The organism is Bradyrhizobium sp. R2.2-H (genome assembly GCF_004346455.1).
Lineage (GTDB): Bacteria > Pseudomonadota > Alphaproteobacteria > Rhizobiales > Xanthobacteraceae > Bradyrhizobium > Bradyrhizobium diversitatis.
Genome location: NZ_SMBR01000003.1, coordinates 176,980 through 195,398, shown reverse-complemented (window position 1 = coordinate 195,398; position 18,419 = coordinate 176,980). Strand labels below are relative to the sequence as shown.

Sequence of the window (18,419 nt, the reverse complement as noted above, 5' to 3'; positions counted from 1 at the left end):
GTATGAGCTTTTCACTGCTTGTCAGGTCGCGCCGAAGCGCGCCTCCTGACCGGCAATGGACCAGAACGCGACCAAGGAAACGACAGCGGAAGCGAGCAAGGACCAAGCTGGAAGCACCAGGCCGAAGGCGGTGCGCACTGCTCTCGTCGTGCTCGGCCTGTGCTTTACGCTGGCGGTTCTTGGCCGCGGGCTCAGCGAGAGCTTCACCGTCTTCCTCAAGCCGATCTCCGAAAATCTTGGCTGGGACCGTGCCCAGGCCGTCTCGATCTATTCACTGACCTGGCTCGTCAGCGGGCTGACCGCACCGCTGGTCGGGCGCCTGTTCGATCATTCCGGACCGCGCATCGTTTATGCGCTCGGGCTGCTCCTGCTCGGTTCGGCCTTCCTGATCGCGAGCCAAGCGCAAGCCCTCTGGCAATTCCAGCTCTCGATCGGCATCTGCCTCGGCATCGGCGTTGCCTTCATCGGCATTGTACCCAACTCGATCCTGCTCGGCCGCTGGTTCGGGCCGCGGCTGCCGACCGCCACGGCCGTAGTCTATTCGGCGATGGGCGGCGGCGTGCTGGCCTTGCTTCCGGCCTCGCAGGTTCTGATCGATCATCTCGGCTGGCGCGAAACCTATCAGGTCTACGGCCTCGCCGCGCTCGGGCTGCTGGTGCCGCTGCTGCTTCTGCCCTGGCGCGTGTTCGCGGCCGGCTCACCGCACGTCGCCAAGAAGAGCGATCCTGACTTCGTCGACAGCGGCTGGACGCTCGTGAGCGCGATGCGTCATCATGCCTTCTGGGCGCTGTTCTCGACCTTCTTCTTCACCGCAGTCGGCATGTATTCCATCGCCGCGCAGATCGTGGCCTATTTGATCGACGCCGGCTTTCCGCCGCTCCAGGCTGCGACCGCCTGGGGCTTCTCTGGCGTCGTGCTGGTGTTCGGCATGCTCGGCGTCTCCGCGCTCGACGGCCTGATCGGACGCCGGCCATCGGTGCTGCTCAGCTACGCGATCTCGATCCTCGGCATCGTTCTGCTCTGGCTGCTGCAGTACTATCCGAACGTCATCCTGCTCACCGGTTTCGTCGTCTGCTTCGGCAGCATGATGGGCTCCCGCGGGCCGCTGATCACCGCCACCGCGATGAAGATCTTTCGCGGCAAGCGCGTCGGCACCATCTTCGGCACGATCTCGATCGGCAGCGGCTTGGGCTCGGCCTTCGGCTCATGGAGCGGCGGTCTGATTCACGATGCAACGCACGGCTACAATGTCCTGCTGGTCTTCGCACTCGCGAGCGTGATCCTCGGAATGATTCCATTCCTGATCGTCCCCGCCTTGCGGGAGTAGGTCTCCCCGACGTAACCTGCATCCCCTGGCGTCACCGGGATACTACCTACGAGCCCGAGGCGAACACGCAAAAAAAGCGGATCGCGCGCGGCTGAAAAGCCGGGCCTGCGGTGTTTTGTCCGACATGACAAAAATGTCAGCGCGGAATTGATCGTAGGTGGCTTGCGAGACGAAACTGAATACGGTCCAAGTCGCAGCATTGGATGGAGGGCAAACCAATGGACTTTCCTTATCTCTCTCGCTTTCAACCGGTTCTGCTGAGCCTGTTTCGCTTCGTCACCGGCCTGTTGCTGTTCCAGTACGGCGTCGCCAAGCTGTTCAAGTTTCCGGTGCTTCCCTACTTCGCCAACATTCCGCCGCTGATCTGGACGGCCGGCGCGATCGAGCTCGTGCTCGGCGCGCTCCTGATCCTCGGCCTGTTCACGCGGCTCACCGCGTTCATCCTCTCGGGTGAAATGGCCTTCGCCTACTTCATGGGCCACATGTTCAAGGGCGAGACGCCGGTGCTCCTGCCGCTGCTGAACGGCGGCACCGCCGCGATCCTGTTCTGCTTCGCCTGTCTCTATCTCTCGGCGGCCGGCGGCGGCTCGGTGAGCGTCGATGCCGCGATGGGCAAGGAGAGCGACGCAGGCGGCGCCTATGCGCGGCGCTGACGCGCTTCGCCGGTTAACCTGAAAGTAAGACGGCACCGGCGGATCTGCCGGTGCCGGTCAGCGCGTCCCCAGCACGTTCCAGATGAGAACGAGGACCGCCACGAGCAGCACGGACATGATGATTCGGTGAACGAATCGATTCATGAGCGCTCCTGCCAGGCTGGCTGACCGCCAAAGCGAATAACCAGTTCTCTCCGGCATCCGGATTGGCCCGCACCGACGCCTGTCGTCGGTTTGATTGAAGGCTTGCGCAGACGGTTGCACGGCAGCTTTCGCGCGGCGCGGTTCTGCGCGCGCATGTTCACGTTTGGTAAGAACTTCCTGCTACCCATGCGAGCAATAACAATCATTCCGTAGGGGCTGTGATGAAGCTGCTGAGCCATTTGAAGATCCGCACCAAGCTTGCCAGCATGGTCTGCCTTGCGGCTCTCACAGTCACGGCCATCATCGGCGTATCGGCTGTGCTCAGCAAGAGCCGCATGATGGAGGACCGCGTCCAGCAGATGCGGACCGCCGTCGAGCTCCTCTACAACTACGCCCAGGCACTCCAGGACGAAGTGACCGCCGGCAAGCTGACGCCGGCCGAGGCCAAGAGCCTGTTCCACCAGCGCGGCCGCCGCATGAACTTCAACGGCAACCAGGGTTATCCGGTGGTCTACAATCAGGACTCCTCCCTGGTCGTGAACGGCGCCAATCAGCAGCTCGAAGGCAAGATCACCGGTGCCAAGGATTCCAACGGTGTGCTGATCGCCGACGCCATCATCAAGGCCGGCAGCGAGACCGCGCAGGGCGGCGTCACCTCCTATCTCTATCCCCGCCCCGGCCAGACCGAGCCGGTCCGCAAGACCGTATTCGCACGCAAATTCGCGCCCTGGAACGTGACCATCAGCTACGGCCTCTATGTCGACGACATCGACGCCGACGTACGCGCGCTGACGCTGGAGCTCGGCGCAATCGGCGTCGGCCTGATGCTGCTGATGGCGGCGCTGTCCTGGCTGATCGCCCGCGACGTGCTCGGTGCGCTCGACCGCCAGAAGAATCGCATGCAGGAGATCTCCGAAGGCGCCATCGACAAGCCGGTCGAGGAGACCGATCGCGGCGACGAGATCGGCCGCATGGCCGAGACCCTCGAAGTCCTGCGCCAGACGGCACTGACTGCCCGCACGCTCGAGGCCGAGCAGGCCGCCACAAAGACGCGCAGCGAGCAGGAGAAGCGCGAGGCGCTGATCGCGCTTGCCGACCGCTTCGATGCCTCCGTCGGCCAGCTCGTCGGCCTGATGGCCTCCGGCTCCGGTGAGCTCGAAGCCACCGCCAAGTCGATGTCCTCGACCGCCGAAGGCACCAACCGCCGTGCCGCCGTGGTCGGCTCCGCCGCCACCGAGGCCAGCCAGCGCGTCCAGACCGTCGCGGCCGCCGCCGAGGAGCTCTCCTCCTCCATCACCGAGATCAGCCGTCAGGTCGCGCAATCGGCCGAGGTCACCGGCCGTGCCGTCGACAGTGCCCGCCGCACCGACACCATCGTGCGCGCATTGTCCGACGGCGCCCAGCAGATCGAGCACGTCGCCGAGCTGATCTCCAGCATCGCGGCACAGACCAATCTGCTCGCGCTCAACGCCACCATCGAGGCGGCACGCGCCGGCGAAGCCGGCCGCGGCTTTGCCGTCGTCGCCTCCGAGGTGAAGTCGCTGGCGAGCCAGACCGCGGAAGCCACCCGCGAGATCGGCGACAAGATCGCCCAGATCCAGGGCGCGACCAAGGAGGCGGTGGACGCCATCGGCGGCATCACCGCCACCATCGAGGAGGTCAGCCGCATCGCCACTTCGATCGGCGCGGCCATCGAGGAGCAAGGCGCCGCCACGGCCGAGATCGCCCGCAGCGTCTCGCAGACCGCGGAGGCGACCAAGGAGGTCACCACCAATATCGGTGTCGTCTCCACCGCCGCCAACGAGACCGGCAACGCCGCCGGCATGGTGCTCGCTGCGGCCAGCAACCTCTCCAAGCAGGCCGAACAGCTCTCCGGCGAAGTCGGCACGTTCCTGGCCGGCGTGCGCGCGGCGTGAGCCGCGCGACATCCGTGGCCCGAACACGACGATGCATCGAGGAATCGATGCATCGATTGAGCCGACGCTCGACCACATAAACACGATCACGATCCATATTTTTCTGGACACGTCGCCGCAGTCGTCGACCTCACGCCTGCATATGCGTGTCCACGGCTGCGCCGATTGCGGAGCGCCTGAACGCGACATCTCCTGCATTCAGGAATGGTAAGAACTTCCTGATACGGCTGCGCGAGAACAAGCATTCCACAACCGTTCCCGAGGCCGTCATGTCGCTGCTCAGTCACCTGAAGATCCGCACCAAGCTCGCCAGCATGGTCTGTCTCGCGGCGCTCACCGTCACCGCTCTCATCGTCGGGTCGAGCTATCTCAGCAAGACCCGCATGCTCGAAGATCGCGCACGCCAGATGCAGACGGCGGTCGATCTGCTGCACGGCTTCGCGCAATCGCTTCAGGACGATGTGACCGCCGGCAAGATGACGCTCGCCGATGCGCAAGCCCAGTTCAAGCTGCGCGGCCGGCAGATGAAGTTTGGCGGTGGCCAGGGCTATCCCGTCGTCTACACGGCCGATTCAACCGTTATGATGAACGGCGGCGCGCCTCAGCTCGAGGGCAAGAACAACGGGATCAAGGATGCCAATGGCATCGTGATCGGCGATGCCACGGTCAGCACGGCCAAGCAGGCGGCTCAAGGCGCGATCCTGTCCTATCTCTTCCCGCGTCCGGGCGAGACCGTTCCGGTTCGCAAACTGGTGTTCGCGCGCCACTTTGCGCCCTGGAACGTCGCGATCGCCTACGGCCTCTATGTCGACGACATCGATGCCGACGTGCGCGCGCTGACGCTGCAGCTCGGCGCGATCGGCGTCGGCCTGATGCTGCTGATGGCGGCGCTGTCCTGGCTGATCGCCCGCGACGTGCTCGGCGCGCTCGACCGCCAGAAGAATCGCATGCAGGCGATCTCCGAAGGCGCCATCGACAAGCCGGTCGAGGAGACCGACCGCGGCGACGAGATCGGCCGCATGGCCGAGACCCTCGAAGTCCTGCGCCAGACGGCACTGACTGCCCGCGCGCTCGAGGCCGAGCAGGCCGCCACCAAGACGCGCAGCGAGCAGGAGAAGCGCGAGGCGCTGATCGCGCTTGCCGACCGCTTCGATGCCTCCGTCGGCCAGCTCGTGGGCCTGATGGCCTCCGGCTCCGGTGAGCTCGAGAATACCGCCAAGTCGATGTCCTCCACCGCCGAAGGCACCAACCGCCGTGCCGCCGTGGTCGGCTCCGCCGCCACCGAGGCCAGCCAGCGCGTCCAGACCGTCGCGGCCGCCGCCGAGGAGCTCTCCTCCTCCATCACCGAGATCAGCCGTCAGGTCGCGCAATCGGCCGAGGTCACCGGCCGTGCCGTCGACAGCGCCCGCCGCACCGACACCATCGTGCGCGCACTGTCCGACGGCGCCCAGCAGATCGAGCACGTCGCCGAGCTGATCTCCAGCATCGCGGCACAGACCAACCTGCTCGCGCTCAATGCCACCATCGAGGCGGCACGCGCCGGTGAAGCCGGCCGCGGCTTTGCCGTCGTCGCCTCCGAGGTGAAGTCGCTGGCGAGCCAGACTGCGGAAGCCACCCGCGAGATCGGCGACAAGATCGCCCAGATCCAGGGCGCGACCAAGGAGGCGGTGGACGCCATCGGCGGCATCACCGCCACCATCGAGGAGGTCAGCCGCATCGCCACCTCGATCGGCGCCGCCATCGAGGAGCAGGGCGCCGCCACGGCCGAGATCGCCCGCAGCGTCTCGCAGACGGCGGAGGCGACCAAGGAGGTCACCACCAATATCGGCGTCGTCTCCACCGCTGCCAACGAGACCGGCAACGCCGCCGGCATGGTGCTCGCCGCGGCCAGCAACCTCTCCAAGCAGGCCGAGCAGCTCTCCGGCGAAGTCGGGACTTTCCTCGCGGGCGTGCGCGCCGCCTAACGCGCCACCCCCGACTCGAGACGTTTAGCGCGAAAGCGTCGCCATATTCGTCATGGCCGGGCTTGTCCCGGCCATCGACGTTTTTGGCCGCGCCGCACGAGGAACGCGGATGCCCGGGCCTTCGCCGCGCCGAAGCAGATTCGGCCGCGCAGGCGGGACAAGCCCGGGCGTGACGAGCACTTGGGAATGAGGGTGTTTATCGCCGGGCGAGGCTGCAACCGCTCGACAGCTGGCGCGTCGATCCCGTCGATCCGTCGTTGGACTGCGACGGGAATTCGTCGAACGGCGAGTTCTGCTTGCCGGTGTTGAACTCGAAGATCTTCCGGAACAAGCCGGGAGCCATCGCCGAGATCGGATTGACGCGCATCACCGGGGCCGCCGGGGTGCCGACGACCTCGTAGGTCACGCCGATCAGTCCCTCGTTGTTGCCGCCGCCGAGGAAGATGCCGAACAACGGGATCTGGCCGAAGATGTTGTTGACGCCATACATCGGCACGAAGGTACCGCTCATGCACACTTGGTTGCCGGGATAGTCGATCGAACCCTCGATGGTGGCACCGATCATCGGCCCCTTGACCACGCCGTCGCGGACCGTGAGCGCACCGTTCTGCCGCGTGAACTCGGCGCGAAGCGCGCTGAAGGAGACGCCATTCCCGGTGCCGTTGGGCGCGCCGGCGGCAACGCGTTCGAGCTGCGCCTCGCCCTTCACGGTGAAATCGCGGACATTGATCAGGCCCTCGCGCGCGGCGTTCGGCTCGGAGGTCGGCGGCTCCATCGCCACCACCATCTGGCCGCCGACCGCCTTGGTGTAGGTGTCGGTGAAGCGCAGCAGCGCGCCGGCATCGTTGGTCTGCAGATAGATCACCTCGCGGCTGCCCTGCGCGCGGCCGCCGCGCAGATCGGCTGCCACCGGTGTGTCGCGGCCGATCTTGCCGCTCAGCGTGAAGGCTTTGACGGCGCCGTTGCGTTTCGACATCTTGGCATCGACGCTGCGCATGGCCTCGCCGTTGAATCCGGCGACGGCGCCGAGCTTCACGTCGATGTCGAAATCGACGTTCTTCAGCTTGCTCTTGCTGTCGTCCTTGGAATTGCCTGAGATCGCCGACTTCAGGAAGCCGCGGCCGTCGAACACGTCGCCGCGCATGGTGCCGCGCACCACGCCGTCCTGGCTGCGCTCCACTTTGAGCGACGCCTTGTCGCCGTCGGACGGCGCGTAGGTCGGGAAGTTGGCGTTCATGAGATCGCCGTTCGCGTCGATCTCGAGCGAGCCCTTGATCGAGGCTCCGCCGCCGTCGATCACGATGTCCTCGAATCGCGTCGATTGCGCCGTCGGCACCACCTTGAAGTTCGCCTTGGCGGATTTGCCCGGCAGCTTGACCCAGCCGGGCAGGATGTTGTCGAGCTTGACCGAGGTCAAGTCGGCCTCGACGCCCAGCTTGGTCGTCTGATCCGTGCCACTTGCGATCTTGCCCGAGAGCTTGATCGGCAACGATCCGCTGACGGCGGGGCTCAGATCGAATCCCAGGCGCGCGCGGCTGGCATCGTCCAGCGTCGCCTGCAATCGGACGTCCGCGTCGCCCTCGGCCGGCTTGCGATAATCGAGCGAGGCCGCCTGGCCGTTGATCTTGACGTCGCCCTTGACCTGATAGCCCTGGTTATTGGCTGAAATCTTGAGGTTGTTGGCCTCCAGCTTCTGGTTCATCACCAGCTTCTCGGCGGCAAAGCCGTTGAGGTCGGCGGTGACGGCATAAGTGGTGTCGGCCTTGGTCAGCTCGCCCTTGACCGGCATGCCGAGCTGGATGTTCGCCGAGAACGTCCCCTTGCTGGTGTTGGGATCGACAACGGTCGACGACAGATCGCTCAGGCGATCATTGGCGAGCATTTCAGCGGCCGCGGGCACCGGCCCGTCGACGCGAAACTTGGTTCGCGACGGCGACGGCTTGGGCGCCATGTCCGGCACCTCGAAGGTGAAGTCGGAGATCGTGATCTTGCGGCCGGCGGGCGTATCGGCAACGCCCTGCCCGATGTTCACGGTCGCAGTGCGCCCGGTCACACGCGCCTTCAAATCGGCATCGCGCACCACCGGCATGCCGTCCACGGGGCGGACCGCGACACCGCTCGCCACGATATTGACCGACAGGCCGTCGTCCGGAATCGGCGGGCCCCTGCGCGGGAGGTTCTTCGTCGGCGAGTTGATGCCGATCTCGATGCGCTGGAGCGTACCGCGCTCGATCCGTTCGATCACCCATTCGCGCAGTTCGGGGACGATCAGCGTCGGCCACATCCGCTTCAAGGCGGAGGCCGACATCGGCGTTCCGGCAAAGCCCAGCGTCAGCCGCGGCTCGCCGGAATAGTCGATGGCACCGGTGCCGGCGACGCCGATCTCGCCATTGCTGATGTCGGCCTGCGTCAGCAAGAGGCGCTTGTGATCCGTGTCGAAGCGGAATCCGATTGCAATGCGGTTGAAGACGAGCGGCGGCTCGTTGTCTATGCCGCCGAGCAGAATCGAACCGCCGCTGAAGCCGAGCTGCCAGTCGTTGGTGGTGCCGTTGGGCGGCTCGAGATGAGCCAGCAGCGTCAGGCGGTTCGCGCCAGAGAGAATCTTGAACGGAGCGACCAGCACGCGCCGGTTGGCGTCCCACTCGACATTGATCTCGGCCGAGTCGATGCCCATCGGATAGTCGGGCGTGTCGGTGTCGATGATGTTGCCGGCGCCGACGGCGAGCCTGCCGCGGAAGAAGGTCGGCACGCCGTCGCGGCCGAGTTCGCCCTTGAGTTCGCCGGTCAGCGGCAGGTCGGCGGTATAGGTGAAGTCCTTCACCCGCAACGCCAACAGGATGTTGGAGGTCGAGACCTTGTCGGCCCTGATGTCGACGGAGCGCACGCCGTTCTCGGCTGGACCGATCGTGGCGCGCAGCATCCACGGGCGCGCGCCCTCCTCGCCGAGGCTGAGCGCGACGCCGCCGCGGCTCGGCCGGCGCAGGCTGAGTGTGATGTTCTCAAACGACCATTTGCTGCCGCGCTGCTGATCGTCGACGACCAGGTTGCCGTTCTTCAGACCGATCTCGTTGAGGTTCTGGCCGTCGAGGCCGGTCATGCTCAGACTGTCGAGCCAGTCGAGGCCCTGGAGAATGCCGCTCTGCGCTGTCGCCTGCGGGGCGGCTTGCGACACCTCCGGGCTCGCGGGCGCGGTCGCGAATGGCGGCGGCGGGACACCACCACGCGGGAATGTCGGCGGCAGGCCGGCGTCCTTCTTGGACGCGACGCCGGTCGCCAGCGGCTTCGCGGTGTCGCCGGCCGACACGGTGACGGTGCCATCGGGCGCGATGCGGATCGCGAGCTCGGCATCGACGAGATTGAGGCTCTCGGCGCGCAGGTGCCCCATCAGGAGACCCGCACCCGACAGCTTCACCTCGGCCTTCGGCGCGCTGGCGACGATGGCGTGATCGCGATCGCGAACGATGATGTCCCGGATGCGGACGGCGATGCGGACCCGGCCGGCGCGCTCGATCTGGGTGCCGCCGATCTCCACCGTGTTGCCGTGGCCGATATTGTCCTCGATCGCGGCCGCCAACCATGGCGTTGCGATGTCCAGATTGATGGGACCGGCGCCGAGCCGCCACCACAGCGCGCCGAAACAACCGACGAAGATGACGAGCAGGGTGCCGAGAACCACCGCGATGCGCTTCAGCCAGCGACCACCACCCAGCCAGCGGCGCAACCCGCCGAATCCGCCACCGAAGCGATGAAAGCCCGAACCGGAACGCGCCAGCAGCCGCCGCGCGCGATGGCCCGCCGCCGCTTCCTGATCCGGATCCCAGTCGGCGTCGTCCCATTCCTGCGGCTCATATTGGCCGCCGCGCCGATCGAAATCCCGGTTGTAGTCCTGGGGCGACGTATTCCTTGCCATTGCTTCTCGATACAGGCGCCCGTCGTAGGATTGAGCGCCGCCGGGACCGCAGCCGCCCACGGGAAGCGATGCTCCCTGCGCCGGCACTGCCGCCATACCTCGTATATTCCTGCTGTTCGTCATTTCGCCCCGGGAGCGCGTTCAACGAGCAGTGGGGTGGTCGGTGGAATTCCTTGTAACCATACTCCGGCGTCGTCAGACTTGCCCAGCCGAGGGCGCGATTCCGGCACGCCGGACGAGGGCTGCAATACCGCTTCGGTTGACCCGCCGAAAGCGTCGAAAGGAAGGCGTATGTCCAAGAAATCCCGAAAGAAATCGTCCAAAGCGTCCTCCGGCAGTTCGACCGCCAAAAAGAAGACCGCGAAAACGCGGGCATCGACTCGAGCAAAGTCCGCGAAAACACAGCGGACACCGGCAGGCAAATCAACCGGGACCATAGCAAAAGCAGGATCACATAAGGCCGCGTCGGAACAGTTAAATTCATCCAAAACGGCGTCCCCGCCCGCTCAGGCGAAGTCCGGCCCGGTTGAGGGCCAGAAGGCTCCCGCCTTCCGCCTGCCCCGCGACGGCGGCGACGTGGTCACGCTGGCGGACCATGCCGGGCGAAAGCTTGTCCTGTTCTTCTATCCCCGGGCCGACACGCCCGGCTGCACCCGGGAAGCAATCGACTTCACCCGCCTGGCCGGCGCCTTCACCGCCGCCGGCACGGCCGTGCTGGGCATCTCCGCCGATCCGTTAAAGGCCCAGGAGAAGTTCCGCGACAAGCACAAGCTCGGCGTGCCCCTCATCTCGGATGAGAAACATGAGATGCTGGAGGCCTATGGCGCCTGGGGCCAAAAATCCATGTATGGCAAAAGCTTCCTGGGAATTCTTCGCACCACGATACTGATCGGCCCCGACGGCCGGGTGGCCCGGATCTGGCGCAATGTCCGGGTCGACGGCCATGCCGACGAAGTGCTGGAGGCGGCAAGAAGCCTTTAACCAGACCTTTGAATTCGCCCGCTCCCGTTTCCAGAAAATTAACCATGACCGACCCAGATTGCTGCGGCAATTGAGCCGCAAGGAACCCATCCGACCGGCGCGGGAGTGCCGATGTCGAAAAGTTCTGCCCAATACTCGCACTACCCCCAACATCATCCTCATGACCACGGGCGCGTCCTCCATCGCCGTGCGGCCGCCCCGGCGGCGGTAACCGCGATTCCCCTGCCCGCCGCCGACGACGCCTACACCATCGTCCATGCCGGCAAGCAGGTCCGCTTTGGCCCCGTGGTATTCTGGATCGTGGTCGGCACCGTGGTGCTGCTCGGGTTGTGGTCGGCCGCGACGGCCACCTATTTTGCGTTCCGTGACGACGTGCTGACCCGGCTGATCGCCCGCCAGGCCGAGATGCAATATGCCTATGAGGACCGCATCGCCGAGCTGCGCGCCAAGGTCGACCGCGCCACCAGCCGCCAATTGCTCGACCAGGAACAGTTCGACCAGAAGCTCGACCAGATCATGAAGCGCCAAACGGCGCTGGAGTCCCGGGCCACGGCGCTCGGAGCCATGCCCGACGTGACCGGCTCGATTCCCCGCTCCGCCCCGCAGCGCAGCGATGCTAGCCAGGCCACACCGAAGCCGTCGCCGATCAGCGACACCGTCATCTTCGTGGCGCCGCCGGACCGCGAAGCGCGCCTCGAATCGCGCGCCCCCACCATCGTGGCGCCGCCGACCAGCCAGTTCGCCAGGAACAACGGTTTCGACAACGTGCTGGTCCGGCTCACGACCTCGCTTGATCAGGTCGAGCGGCGCCAGATGGCGACGCTCAACGCCGTTGAGGAAAGCATGGATTCGCGCATGCGCCGCATGCGCGGCGTAGTCAGCGATCTCGGCCTGAACCTCGCCCATCTCGAAGCTGCCGTGCCGCGCACAGCGATGGGCGGGCCTTTCGTACCGGTCAAGTTGACGGCCAATGCCGGACCGTTCGAGAAGCAGCTCCATCGCATCAACACCACGCGCGCCGAGATGGACCGTCTCAACCGCACGCTGGCGCTGGTGCCCTACCGCGAGCCCGTCATCGGCGAGGTCGAGTTCACCTCCGGGTTCGGCGTGCGCAGCGATCCTTTCCTGGGTCGGCCCGCGATGCACACCGGGCTCGACTTCCGCGCCGCCTCCGGCGATCCCGTTCGTGTCACCGCCAACGGCAAGGTGGTCTCGGCGGGCTGGTCCGGCGGCTATGGCCGCATGGTCGAGGTCGACCACGGCAACGGGCTGTCGACCCGCTACGGCCATCTCTCGGAGATCAATGTCAGGGTCGGCGAGATCGTGAAGATCGGCCAGGTCGTCGGCCTCGTCGGCTCGACCGGCCGCTCCACCGGTCCGCACCTGCACTATGAGACCCGCATTGAGGGCGAAGCGGTCGACCCGCAGAAATTCCTGCGCGCCGGCGTGCGGCTCAGCGCGGGTTAGGTCCGCGCTCTTCAGTTTCGCAGCGCCGCACTTCCCGAGAGCTAGAGAAGCGACTGGCGGCCGAGAGCTTACGCAGCAAGCTGAATGCACGCCCGTCGATCACCAGCAGCGCGCTGCCGATGACGATGGCGCCCGCGATCTCGCGCATCGAGATCGACTCCCCCAGCACCAGCCAGCCCAGCAGGATGGCGGTGACGGGGATGAGCAGCGTCACCAGCATCACATTGCTCGCGCCCGAGCGCCGCACGATCTGAAAGAAGACGATGTAGGCCAGCGCCGTCGAAAGCGCGGCGAGGCCGAGCACGGCGAGCCAGGTCGTGAGGCTCGGTATGGCTAGCTGCCAGGGCTGCTCCACCGCACCGGCGATGATCGCCATCATCACGGTGGACGCCATTAGTTGGAACGTCGCCGTTCCAAGAGGCGGGGAGTCCTTCAGCAGCCGCCGTGCCGCCAAGGCCGCAAAGCCGTAGCTCAGGGCCCCGCCAAGGCAGAGCAGGATGCCGAGCCCCTGCCCCGGCCTTGCCTCGATGCCCCATCCGCGCAGGATGATCACGCCGAAGAGCCCCAGTGCCACTCCGGCCACGCGCCGCATCTGCAACGCCTCCTCGCCCGCAGCCGCCATCACGAGAACCGCAAACATCGGCGTGGTCGCATTCAGGATCGACGCCAGCCCGCTCGGAATGAAGGTCTGGCCGATCACGATCAGCGAGAACGGGATGACGTTGTTGAGCAGCCCGATCGCGACGAACGGCTTCCAGCCGGCCATGCCCTCGGGAAAGCCGATGCCCTGCATGCGGAGCAACGGCAGGAGAATGGCAGCGCCAAGCCCGACGCGCAGGAACACCAATGTCAGCGGCGGTAATTCGCGCAAGGCCGCACCATTGAAGAAGAACGACCCACCCCACAGGATCGAGAGCACACAGAGCAGCGACCAGTCTCGCGCGTCGATCCGGTTGGCGTTCGGGGGCATGGGGTCTCACCTGGGCGTCCGAGGCCTGTCGCCTAGGACGGTGCGATCGACAGCGCCACCCGAATTCCGATGAAACAGAGGTTTGCAAACCCGATTCGCGGAAATGAACGAGACGATCGAAACGGCCGCATGTCGACCAGCTACGGCTTCTTCGGCCGCGACACCAGTTCGATCATCCTGCCTTCGTCATCATCCGGCATCTCCGCCTTCGCCTGCGCGTAGGCCTCGACCGCGGCGCGCGCGACCAGCGGCTTGTCGGCCAGCAGACTCTCCGCGAGCTTGACCGCGTAGGCGGCATCCTTGTGCCGCAGCGCTGCCGTAAACGTCGCGCCGCTGAAGTCGCGGGTGACCATGCGCCTGGAGTGACGCGCTACCTGCGGGCTTGCGGCGACGCCCGCCTGGATCGATTCCAGCACCAGATTCATGTCGAGCCCGGCCTGCTCGGCGATGGCGAGGCCCTCGGCGAGGCCGGCGATCTGGATCGCGCCCATGAGATTGTTAATGAGCTTGTAGACCGTGCCGGAACCGACCGGCCCGAAATGGCGGATGGTCGAGCCGATCGGCGTCAGATAAGGCCGCGCACGCTCGAGATCGGCCGCATTTGCGCCGGCGAGCAGCGTCAGCTTCCCAGCCGCAGCTGCGTCCGGCAATCCCGTCACGGGGCAATCGATGTAGATCAGCCCGCGCGCGTTGAGCTCGCGGCCCATCTCACGCGCATGGTCATGGGAAACGGTGGAGCATTCGATCGCGATGGTGCCGGCCTTCGCCGTCTTGGCCGCACCCTTGGGTCCGAGCCAGACCGCGCGCGAGGCCTCGTCGTCGGCGACCATGGTCACGACCGCGGCGGCATCGATCGCCGCGTCCTCCGGCGAGGTCGCCCAATGCGCGCCGCGCGCGATCAGGTCTTCCGCCTTGGCCTTGCTGCGATTCCACAGCGTCACCGTGAAGCCGGCATCGAGATAGCGGCCGGCCATGCCATGACCCATCCGCCCCAAACCGATGAAGGCGACACGGGGCATGGCTAGTCCACGTCCTCGATCTCTCCGGTCGTGGTGCCGAACGCGCGCTGCGCCAGCGTCGCGGCCATGAACTCGTCGAGCTCGCCATCGAGCACGCCCGCGGTGTCGGAGGTCTGCACGCCCGTACGCAGATCCTTCACCATCTGGTAGGGTTGCAGCACATAGGAGCGGATCTGGTGGCCCCAGCCGATGTCGGTCTTGGCCGCCTGATCGGCGGCGGCCTTCTCCTCGCGCTTCTTCAGCTCGATTTCGTAAAGGCGCGCGCGCAGCATGTCCCAGGCCTGCGCCCGGTTCTTGTGCTGGGAGCGTCCGGCCTGGCAGACCACGGCAACACCGGTCGGAATGTGCGTCAGGCGCACTGCGGATTCGGTCTTGTTGACGTGCTGGCCGCCGGCGCCGCCGGAACGCATGGTGTCGGTGCGGACGTCGGATTCCTTGATGTCGATCTTGATGCTGTCGTCGATGACGGGGAAGACCTGCACGCTCGAGAACGAGGTGTGCCGCCGCGCGTTGGAATCGAACGGCGAGATACGCACCAGGCGATGCACGCCGGCTTCCGTCTTCAGCCAGCCATAGGCGTTGTGCCCGGAGACCTGGATCGTTGCGGATTTGATGCCGGCCTCTTCGCCCTCGGATTCTTCCAGAAACTCGACCTTGAAGCCGTGGTTTTCGGCCCAGCGCGTGTACATGCGCAGCAGCATCTGCGCCCAGTCCTGGCTCTCGGTGCCGCCGGCGCCGGCATGGACTTCGAGATAGGAGTCGAAGCGGTCGGCCTCGCCCGAGAGCAGCGCCTCGAGCTCGCGTCTCGCCACTTCCTTCTTGAGGTTCTTCAGCGCAGATTCGGCTTCCGCGACGACGCCGTCATCGCCCTCGGCCTCGCCGAGCTCGATCATGCCGATGTCGTCTTCGAGCTCCTGCTCGACCTTGCCGATGCCTGAGAGCGCGTCCTCGAGCGAGGTGCGCTCCTGCATCAGCTTCTGGGCTTTCTGGGGATCGTTCCAGAGATTGGGATCTTCTGCGAGCTTGTTCAGCTCAGCGAGGCGCGCCGTCGATTTCTCGACGTCAAAGATGCCTCCTCAGCAGCCCGACTGACTGCTTGATCTCTTCTACCAACCGTTCGATTTCGGCGCGCATGACGTTCTCTGGTTTCGCGGAACCGGCCCGCAAGCAATTGAGGTTGGGATGTAGCGGCGGCGGCTGCAAAGCGCAACCGCCGGAACCGCGATCGTCTGTTTGTCCTGAGCCTTAAAGTGCGATGCGATTAGGATCAATCGTCATCGCGCTTTAGGTGTCGTTTAAGCGTGATCTTTTCGGAAAACCGCTGCGCACTTTTCCGGATCATGCTTAGTACAGCCCGCCGGTGCCTGGCCGCATGAAGAAGCCGGAATCCGGCTGCTGCTGCTGCGAGGCCGGCATGCGCCCGTCGGCGTCGGCAACGCCGATGACCGAATAATTGTCCGGCGGGGCCGTGCCCGGCTTGAAGGCTTCGAGGATGGTCCCGCCGGTCTCGCCCGGGCCGGCCCGCATGCCGGTCTTGGCGACGACGCGCACGAGCTTGATGCCGGCCGGCACCTTGAACGGCACGGCGGGCTTATCGGCGAGCGCCAGCTTGAGGAAATCACGCACGATCGGCGCGGCGAGATGGCCGCCGGTCGCCGCATTGCCTCTGCCGAGCGGACGCGGCTTGTCATAGCCCATATAGACCGCGACCGCCATGTCCGGCGAGTAGCCGACGAACCAGGCATCCTTGGCCTCGTTGGTGGTGCCGGTTTTGCCCGCGATCGGCTTGCCCACATCCTTGAGTACCGTCGCCGTACCAGCCTGCACCACGCCTTCCAACAGCTCTGTGATCTGATAGGCGGTCATGGAATCCAGCACCTGCTCGCGGCGGTCGATCAGCTGCGGCTCGGGCTGGTTCTTCCAGCCGCCCGGCGCGTCGCAGCCGCGGCATTCGCGCTGGTCGTGCTTGAAGATGGTGTGGCCGTAGCGGTCCTGGATACGGTCGATCAGCGTCGGCTTCACCCGGCGGCCGCCATTGGCGAGCATCGAGTAAGCGGTGACCATGCGCATCGCCGTGGTCTCGCCGGCGCCGAGCGCGTAGGAGAGATAGTTCGGCAGCTCGTCATAGACACCGAAACGGCGGGCGTATTCGCCGATCAGGGGCATGCCGATGTCCTGCGCGAGGCGCACCGTCACGGTGTTCAGCGACTGCCGCAGCGCGTTGCGCAGCGTGACCGGTCCCTGGAACTTGCCCGAGGAGAAGTTTTCAGGCCGCCACACGCCGGCGCCCTGGCCCTGATCGATTTCGATGGGCGCATCGAGCACGACGGTCGAAGGCGTATAGCCGTTGTCGAGCGCGGCCGAATAGACGATCGGCTTGAACGACGAACCCGGCTGCCGATACGCTTGCGTGGCGCGATTGAACTGGCTCTGGTCGAAGGAGAAGCCGCCGACCATCGCGAGCACGCGGCCGGTCCAGGGGTCCATCACCACCATGGCGCCGGAGACTTCGGGGATCTGGCGGAGCCGGTACTGGCCTTCGATGGGCTGACCGTCCTTGTAGAGCGGATCGGCATAGATCACGTCGCCAGGCTGGAGCACCTGCGACACCGCCGTCGGTGTCTTGCCCTTTGTGCTGCCCTGAACGGCCCGCGCCCAGCGCACGCCGTCGACCGTGACGATGCCGGTCTCGCGCTGCTTGCTCACCGCGCCGCCAAGTTCACGACTCGGCTGGAAGCCGATGCGCGCCGACTGATCGCTGGTCTCCAGCACCACCGCCATGCGCCATGGCGAAATGTCGGAGAGCGATTTGATCTCGGCGAGCTTCACGCCCCAGTCGCCGGAAATGTCGAGCTTGCTGATTGCGCCGCGATAGCCCTGCCGTTCGTCATAATTCACGAGGCCGGCCACCATGGTCTTGCGCGCCATGACCTGGATCTTCGGATCGAGCGAGGTGCGAACCGACAGGCCGCCCTCGTAGAGCTTCTTCTCGCCGTAGCGCTCGAAGATGTCGCGGCGGACTTCCTCGGCGAAATATTCGCCGGCAAAGGTGTGGGCGCCGTTGGACCGGCTGGTGACCGCCAGCGGCTCCTTGCGTGCCTTGTCGGCGTCGGCCTGCTTGATCCAGCCGTTCTCCAGCAGACGGTCGATCACGTAATTGCGGCGCTCGATGGCGCGGTCGCGGTTGCGGACCGGATGCAGCGTCGCCGGCATCTTCGGCAGTGCCGCCAGATAGGACGCTTCCGCCACCGTCAGCTCGTTCACCGACTTGTCGAAATAGACCAGCGAGGCGGCCGCGATGCCGTAGGCGCCGAGGCCCAGATAGATTTCGTTCAGGTACAGTTCGAGGATCTTGTCCTTCGAATAGGTCTTCTCGATCCGCATCGCCAGCAAGGCTTCCTTGATCTTGCGGGCGAAGGAGACCTCGTTGGTGAGCAGGAAGTTCTTGGCGACCTGCTGGGTGATGGTGGATGCACCCTGCGGGCGGCGGTTGGAGCCGTAGTTCTGCAGATAGAGCAATCCGGCGCGCGCCATGCCGGTGTAGTCGATGCCGCCATGCTCGTAGAAATTCTTGTCCTCGGCGGCCAGGAACGCGTTGATCACGAGCTTGGGCACGGCCTGGATCGGCAGATACAGCCGCCGCTCCTTGGCGTATTCGCCAAGCAGCGAACCGTCGACCGCGTGCACGCGGGTCATCACCGGCGGCTCGTAATCCTGAAGCTGAGAGTAGTCCGGCAAGTCCTTGGAGAAATGCCAGATCAGGCCTGCCACGGCCCCGACACCGACAAGGAACACCACCGTTCCCGCGGCGAACAGGAAGCCCATGAACCGCACCAGCAAGCGCATTATCTGTTATCCGTTCAAACTCTGGATCAGCCCAGTATCAGCCCCATGGCGCCCCAACGGCCGCCAACCTCACGTCGCGAATTCGCCGGCCTACGCAATCACATCAGTGCCGGACTTCCGACGCTTGCCGAGCAGGATTCTCGCCGATTCCGACCCCCTGCGGGGTTTTTATAGAGCGTCCGCTGTGGCCAAACTAGGGCCTTGGATCGGGCGGGATCAACC

General features: G+C 65.6%; 11 protein-coding genes. 6 read left to right on the top strand and 5 right to left on the bottom strand.

Annotated elements, in window-relative coordinates:
• The first annotated feature begins 55 nt into the window (after positions 1–55).
• The 4 genes from EDE08_RS08390 (at position 56) to EDE08_RS08375 (ending at position 6,004) form a co-directional block, all read left to right on the top strand.
• On the top strand, positions 56–1,327 hold the full coding sequence (locus tag EDE08_RS08390) for an MFS transporter (RefSeq protein ID WP_131868481.1): 1,272 nt from the start codon (positions 56–58) through the stop codon (positions 1,325–1,327).
• Positions 1,328–1,545: 218 nt separating this feature from the next.
• Positions 1,546–1,980, top strand: a complete 435-nt coding sequence (locus EDE08_RS08385; protein WP_131868480.1) for a DoxX family protein — start codon at positions 1,546–1,548, stop codon at positions 1,978–1,980.
• Positions 1,981–2,345: 365 nt separating this feature from the next.
• Positions 2,346–4,040, top strand: coding sequence for a methyl-accepting chemotaxis protein (locus EDE08_RS08380; protein WP_131868479.1), 1,695 nt, complete (start codon positions 2,346–2,348; stop codon positions 4,038–4,040).
• A 269-nt stretch (positions 4,041–4,309) separates the two neighbouring features.
• Positions 4,310–6,004 carry a methyl-accepting chemotaxis protein gene (locus EDE08_RS08375; RefSeq protein ID WP_131868478.1) on the top strand — a complete coding sequence of 565 codons (1,695 nt, stop codon included), beginning with the start codon at positions 4,310–4,312 and terminating at the stop codon, positions 6,002–6,004.
• 196 nt (positions 6,005–6,200) lie between these two features.
• Here the strand turns inward: EDE08_RS08375 and EDE08_RS08370 are convergent, their stop codons facing one another.
• Positions 6,201–10,010, bottom strand: coding sequence for a YhdP family protein (locus tag EDE08_RS08370; protein WP_165935836.1), 3,810 nt, complete (start codon positions 10,008–10,010; stop codon positions 6,201–6,203).
• A 195-nt stretch (positions 10,011–10,205) separates the two neighbouring features.
• Between EDE08_RS08370 and EDE08_RS08365 the strand changes: the two genes are divergently transcribed.
• Both EDE08_RS08365 and EDE08_RS08360 read left to right on the top strand, forming a co-directional pair.
• Positions 10,206–10,895, top strand: a complete 690-nt coding sequence (locus tag EDE08_RS08365; RefSeq protein ID WP_131868476.1) for a peroxiredoxin family protein — start codon at positions 10,206–10,208, stop codon at positions 10,893–10,895.
• Positions 10,896–11,006: 111 nt separating this feature from the next.
• Positions 11,007–12,362 carry a M23 family metallopeptidase gene (locus EDE08_RS08360; protein WP_207912940.1) on the top strand — a complete coding sequence of 452 codons (1,356 nt, stop codon included), beginning with the start codon at positions 11,007–11,009 and terminating at the stop codon, positions 12,360–12,362.
• On the opposite strand, the gene EDE08_RS08355 is transcribed toward EDE08_RS08360, so the two are convergent.
• The 4 genes from EDE08_RS08355 to EDE08_RS08340 all read right to left on the bottom strand — a co-directional run bounded on the left by EDE08_RS08355 (position 12,349) and on the right by EDE08_RS08340 (position 18,197).
• The gene (locus tag EDE08_RS08355) at positions 12,349–13,332 is read right to left on the bottom strand and encodes a DMT family transporter (RefSeq protein WP_131868474.1); all 984 of its coding nucleotides are present in this window, start codon (positions 13,330–13,332) and stop codon (positions 12,349–12,351) included. The two genes, EDE08_RS08360 and EDE08_RS08355, sit on opposite strands and share 14 nt — an antisense overlap.
• A gap of 140 nt (positions 13,333–13,472) precedes the next feature.
• Positions 13,473–14,351, bottom strand: coding sequence for an NAD(P)-dependent oxidoreductase (locus EDE08_RS08350; RefSeq protein ID WP_131868473.1), 879 nt, complete (start codon positions 14,349–14,351; stop codon positions 13,473–13,475).
• A 2-nt stretch (positions 14,352–14,353) separates the two neighbouring features.
• Positions 14,354–15,485 (bottom strand): peptide chain release factor 2 gene (prfB, locus tag EDE08_RS08345; protein ID WP_131868472.1). Its coding sequence is split into 2 segments (ribosomal slippage): positions 14,354–15,415 and positions 15,417–15,485, totalling 1,131 coding nucleotides; the frame shifts between segments, so codons are not numbered across the junction.
• A 210-nt stretch (positions 15,486–15,695) separates the two neighbouring features.
• Complete coding sequence (locus tag EDE08_RS08340; RefSeq protein ID WP_131868471.1) at positions 15,696–18,197, bottom strand: penicillin-binding protein 1A; 2,502 nt, start codon at positions 18,195–18,197, stop codon at positions 15,696–15,698.
• Between the last annotated feature and the right edge of the window lie 222 nt (positions 18,198–18,419).

Coding starts and splice junctions, on each gene's coding strand:
- EDE08_RS08390 (WP_131868481.1), top strand. CDS start 56: ATGGACCAGAACGCGACCAAGGAAACGACAGCGGAAGCGAGCAAGGAC.
- EDE08_RS08385 (WP_131868480.1), top strand. CDS start 1,546: ATGGACTTTCCTTATCTCTCTCGCTTTCAACCGGTTCTGCTGAGCCTG.
- EDE08_RS08380 (WP_131868479.1), top strand. CDS start 2,346: ATGAAGCTGCTGAGCCATTTGAAGATCCGCACCAAGCTTGCCAGCATG.
- EDE08_RS08375 (WP_131868478.1), top strand. CDS start 4,310: ATGTCGCTGCTCAGTCACCTGAAGATCCGCACCAAGCTCGCCAGCATG.
- EDE08_RS08370 (WP_165935836.1), bottom strand. CDS start 10,010: ATGGCGGCAGTGCCGGCGCAGGGAGCATCGCTTCCCGTGGGCGGCTGC.
- EDE08_RS08365 (WP_131868476.1), top strand. CDS start 10,206: ATGTCCAAGAAATCCCGAAAGAAATCGTCCAAAGCGTCCTCCGGCAGT.
- EDE08_RS08360 (WP_207912940.1), top strand. CDS start 11,007: ATGTCGAAAAGTTCTGCCCAATACTCGCACTACCCCCAACATCATCCT.
- EDE08_RS08355 (WP_131868474.1), bottom strand. CDS start 13,332: ATGCCCCCGAACGCCAACCGGATCGACGCGCGAGACTGGTCGCTGCTC.
- EDE08_RS08350 (WP_131868473.1), bottom strand. CDS start 14,351: ATGCCCCGTGTCGCCTTCATCGGTTTGGGGCGGATGGGTCATGGCATG.
- EDE08_RS08340 (WP_131868471.1), bottom strand. CDS start 18,197: ATGCGCTTGCTGGTGCGGTTCATGGGCTTCCTGTTCGCCGCGGGAACG.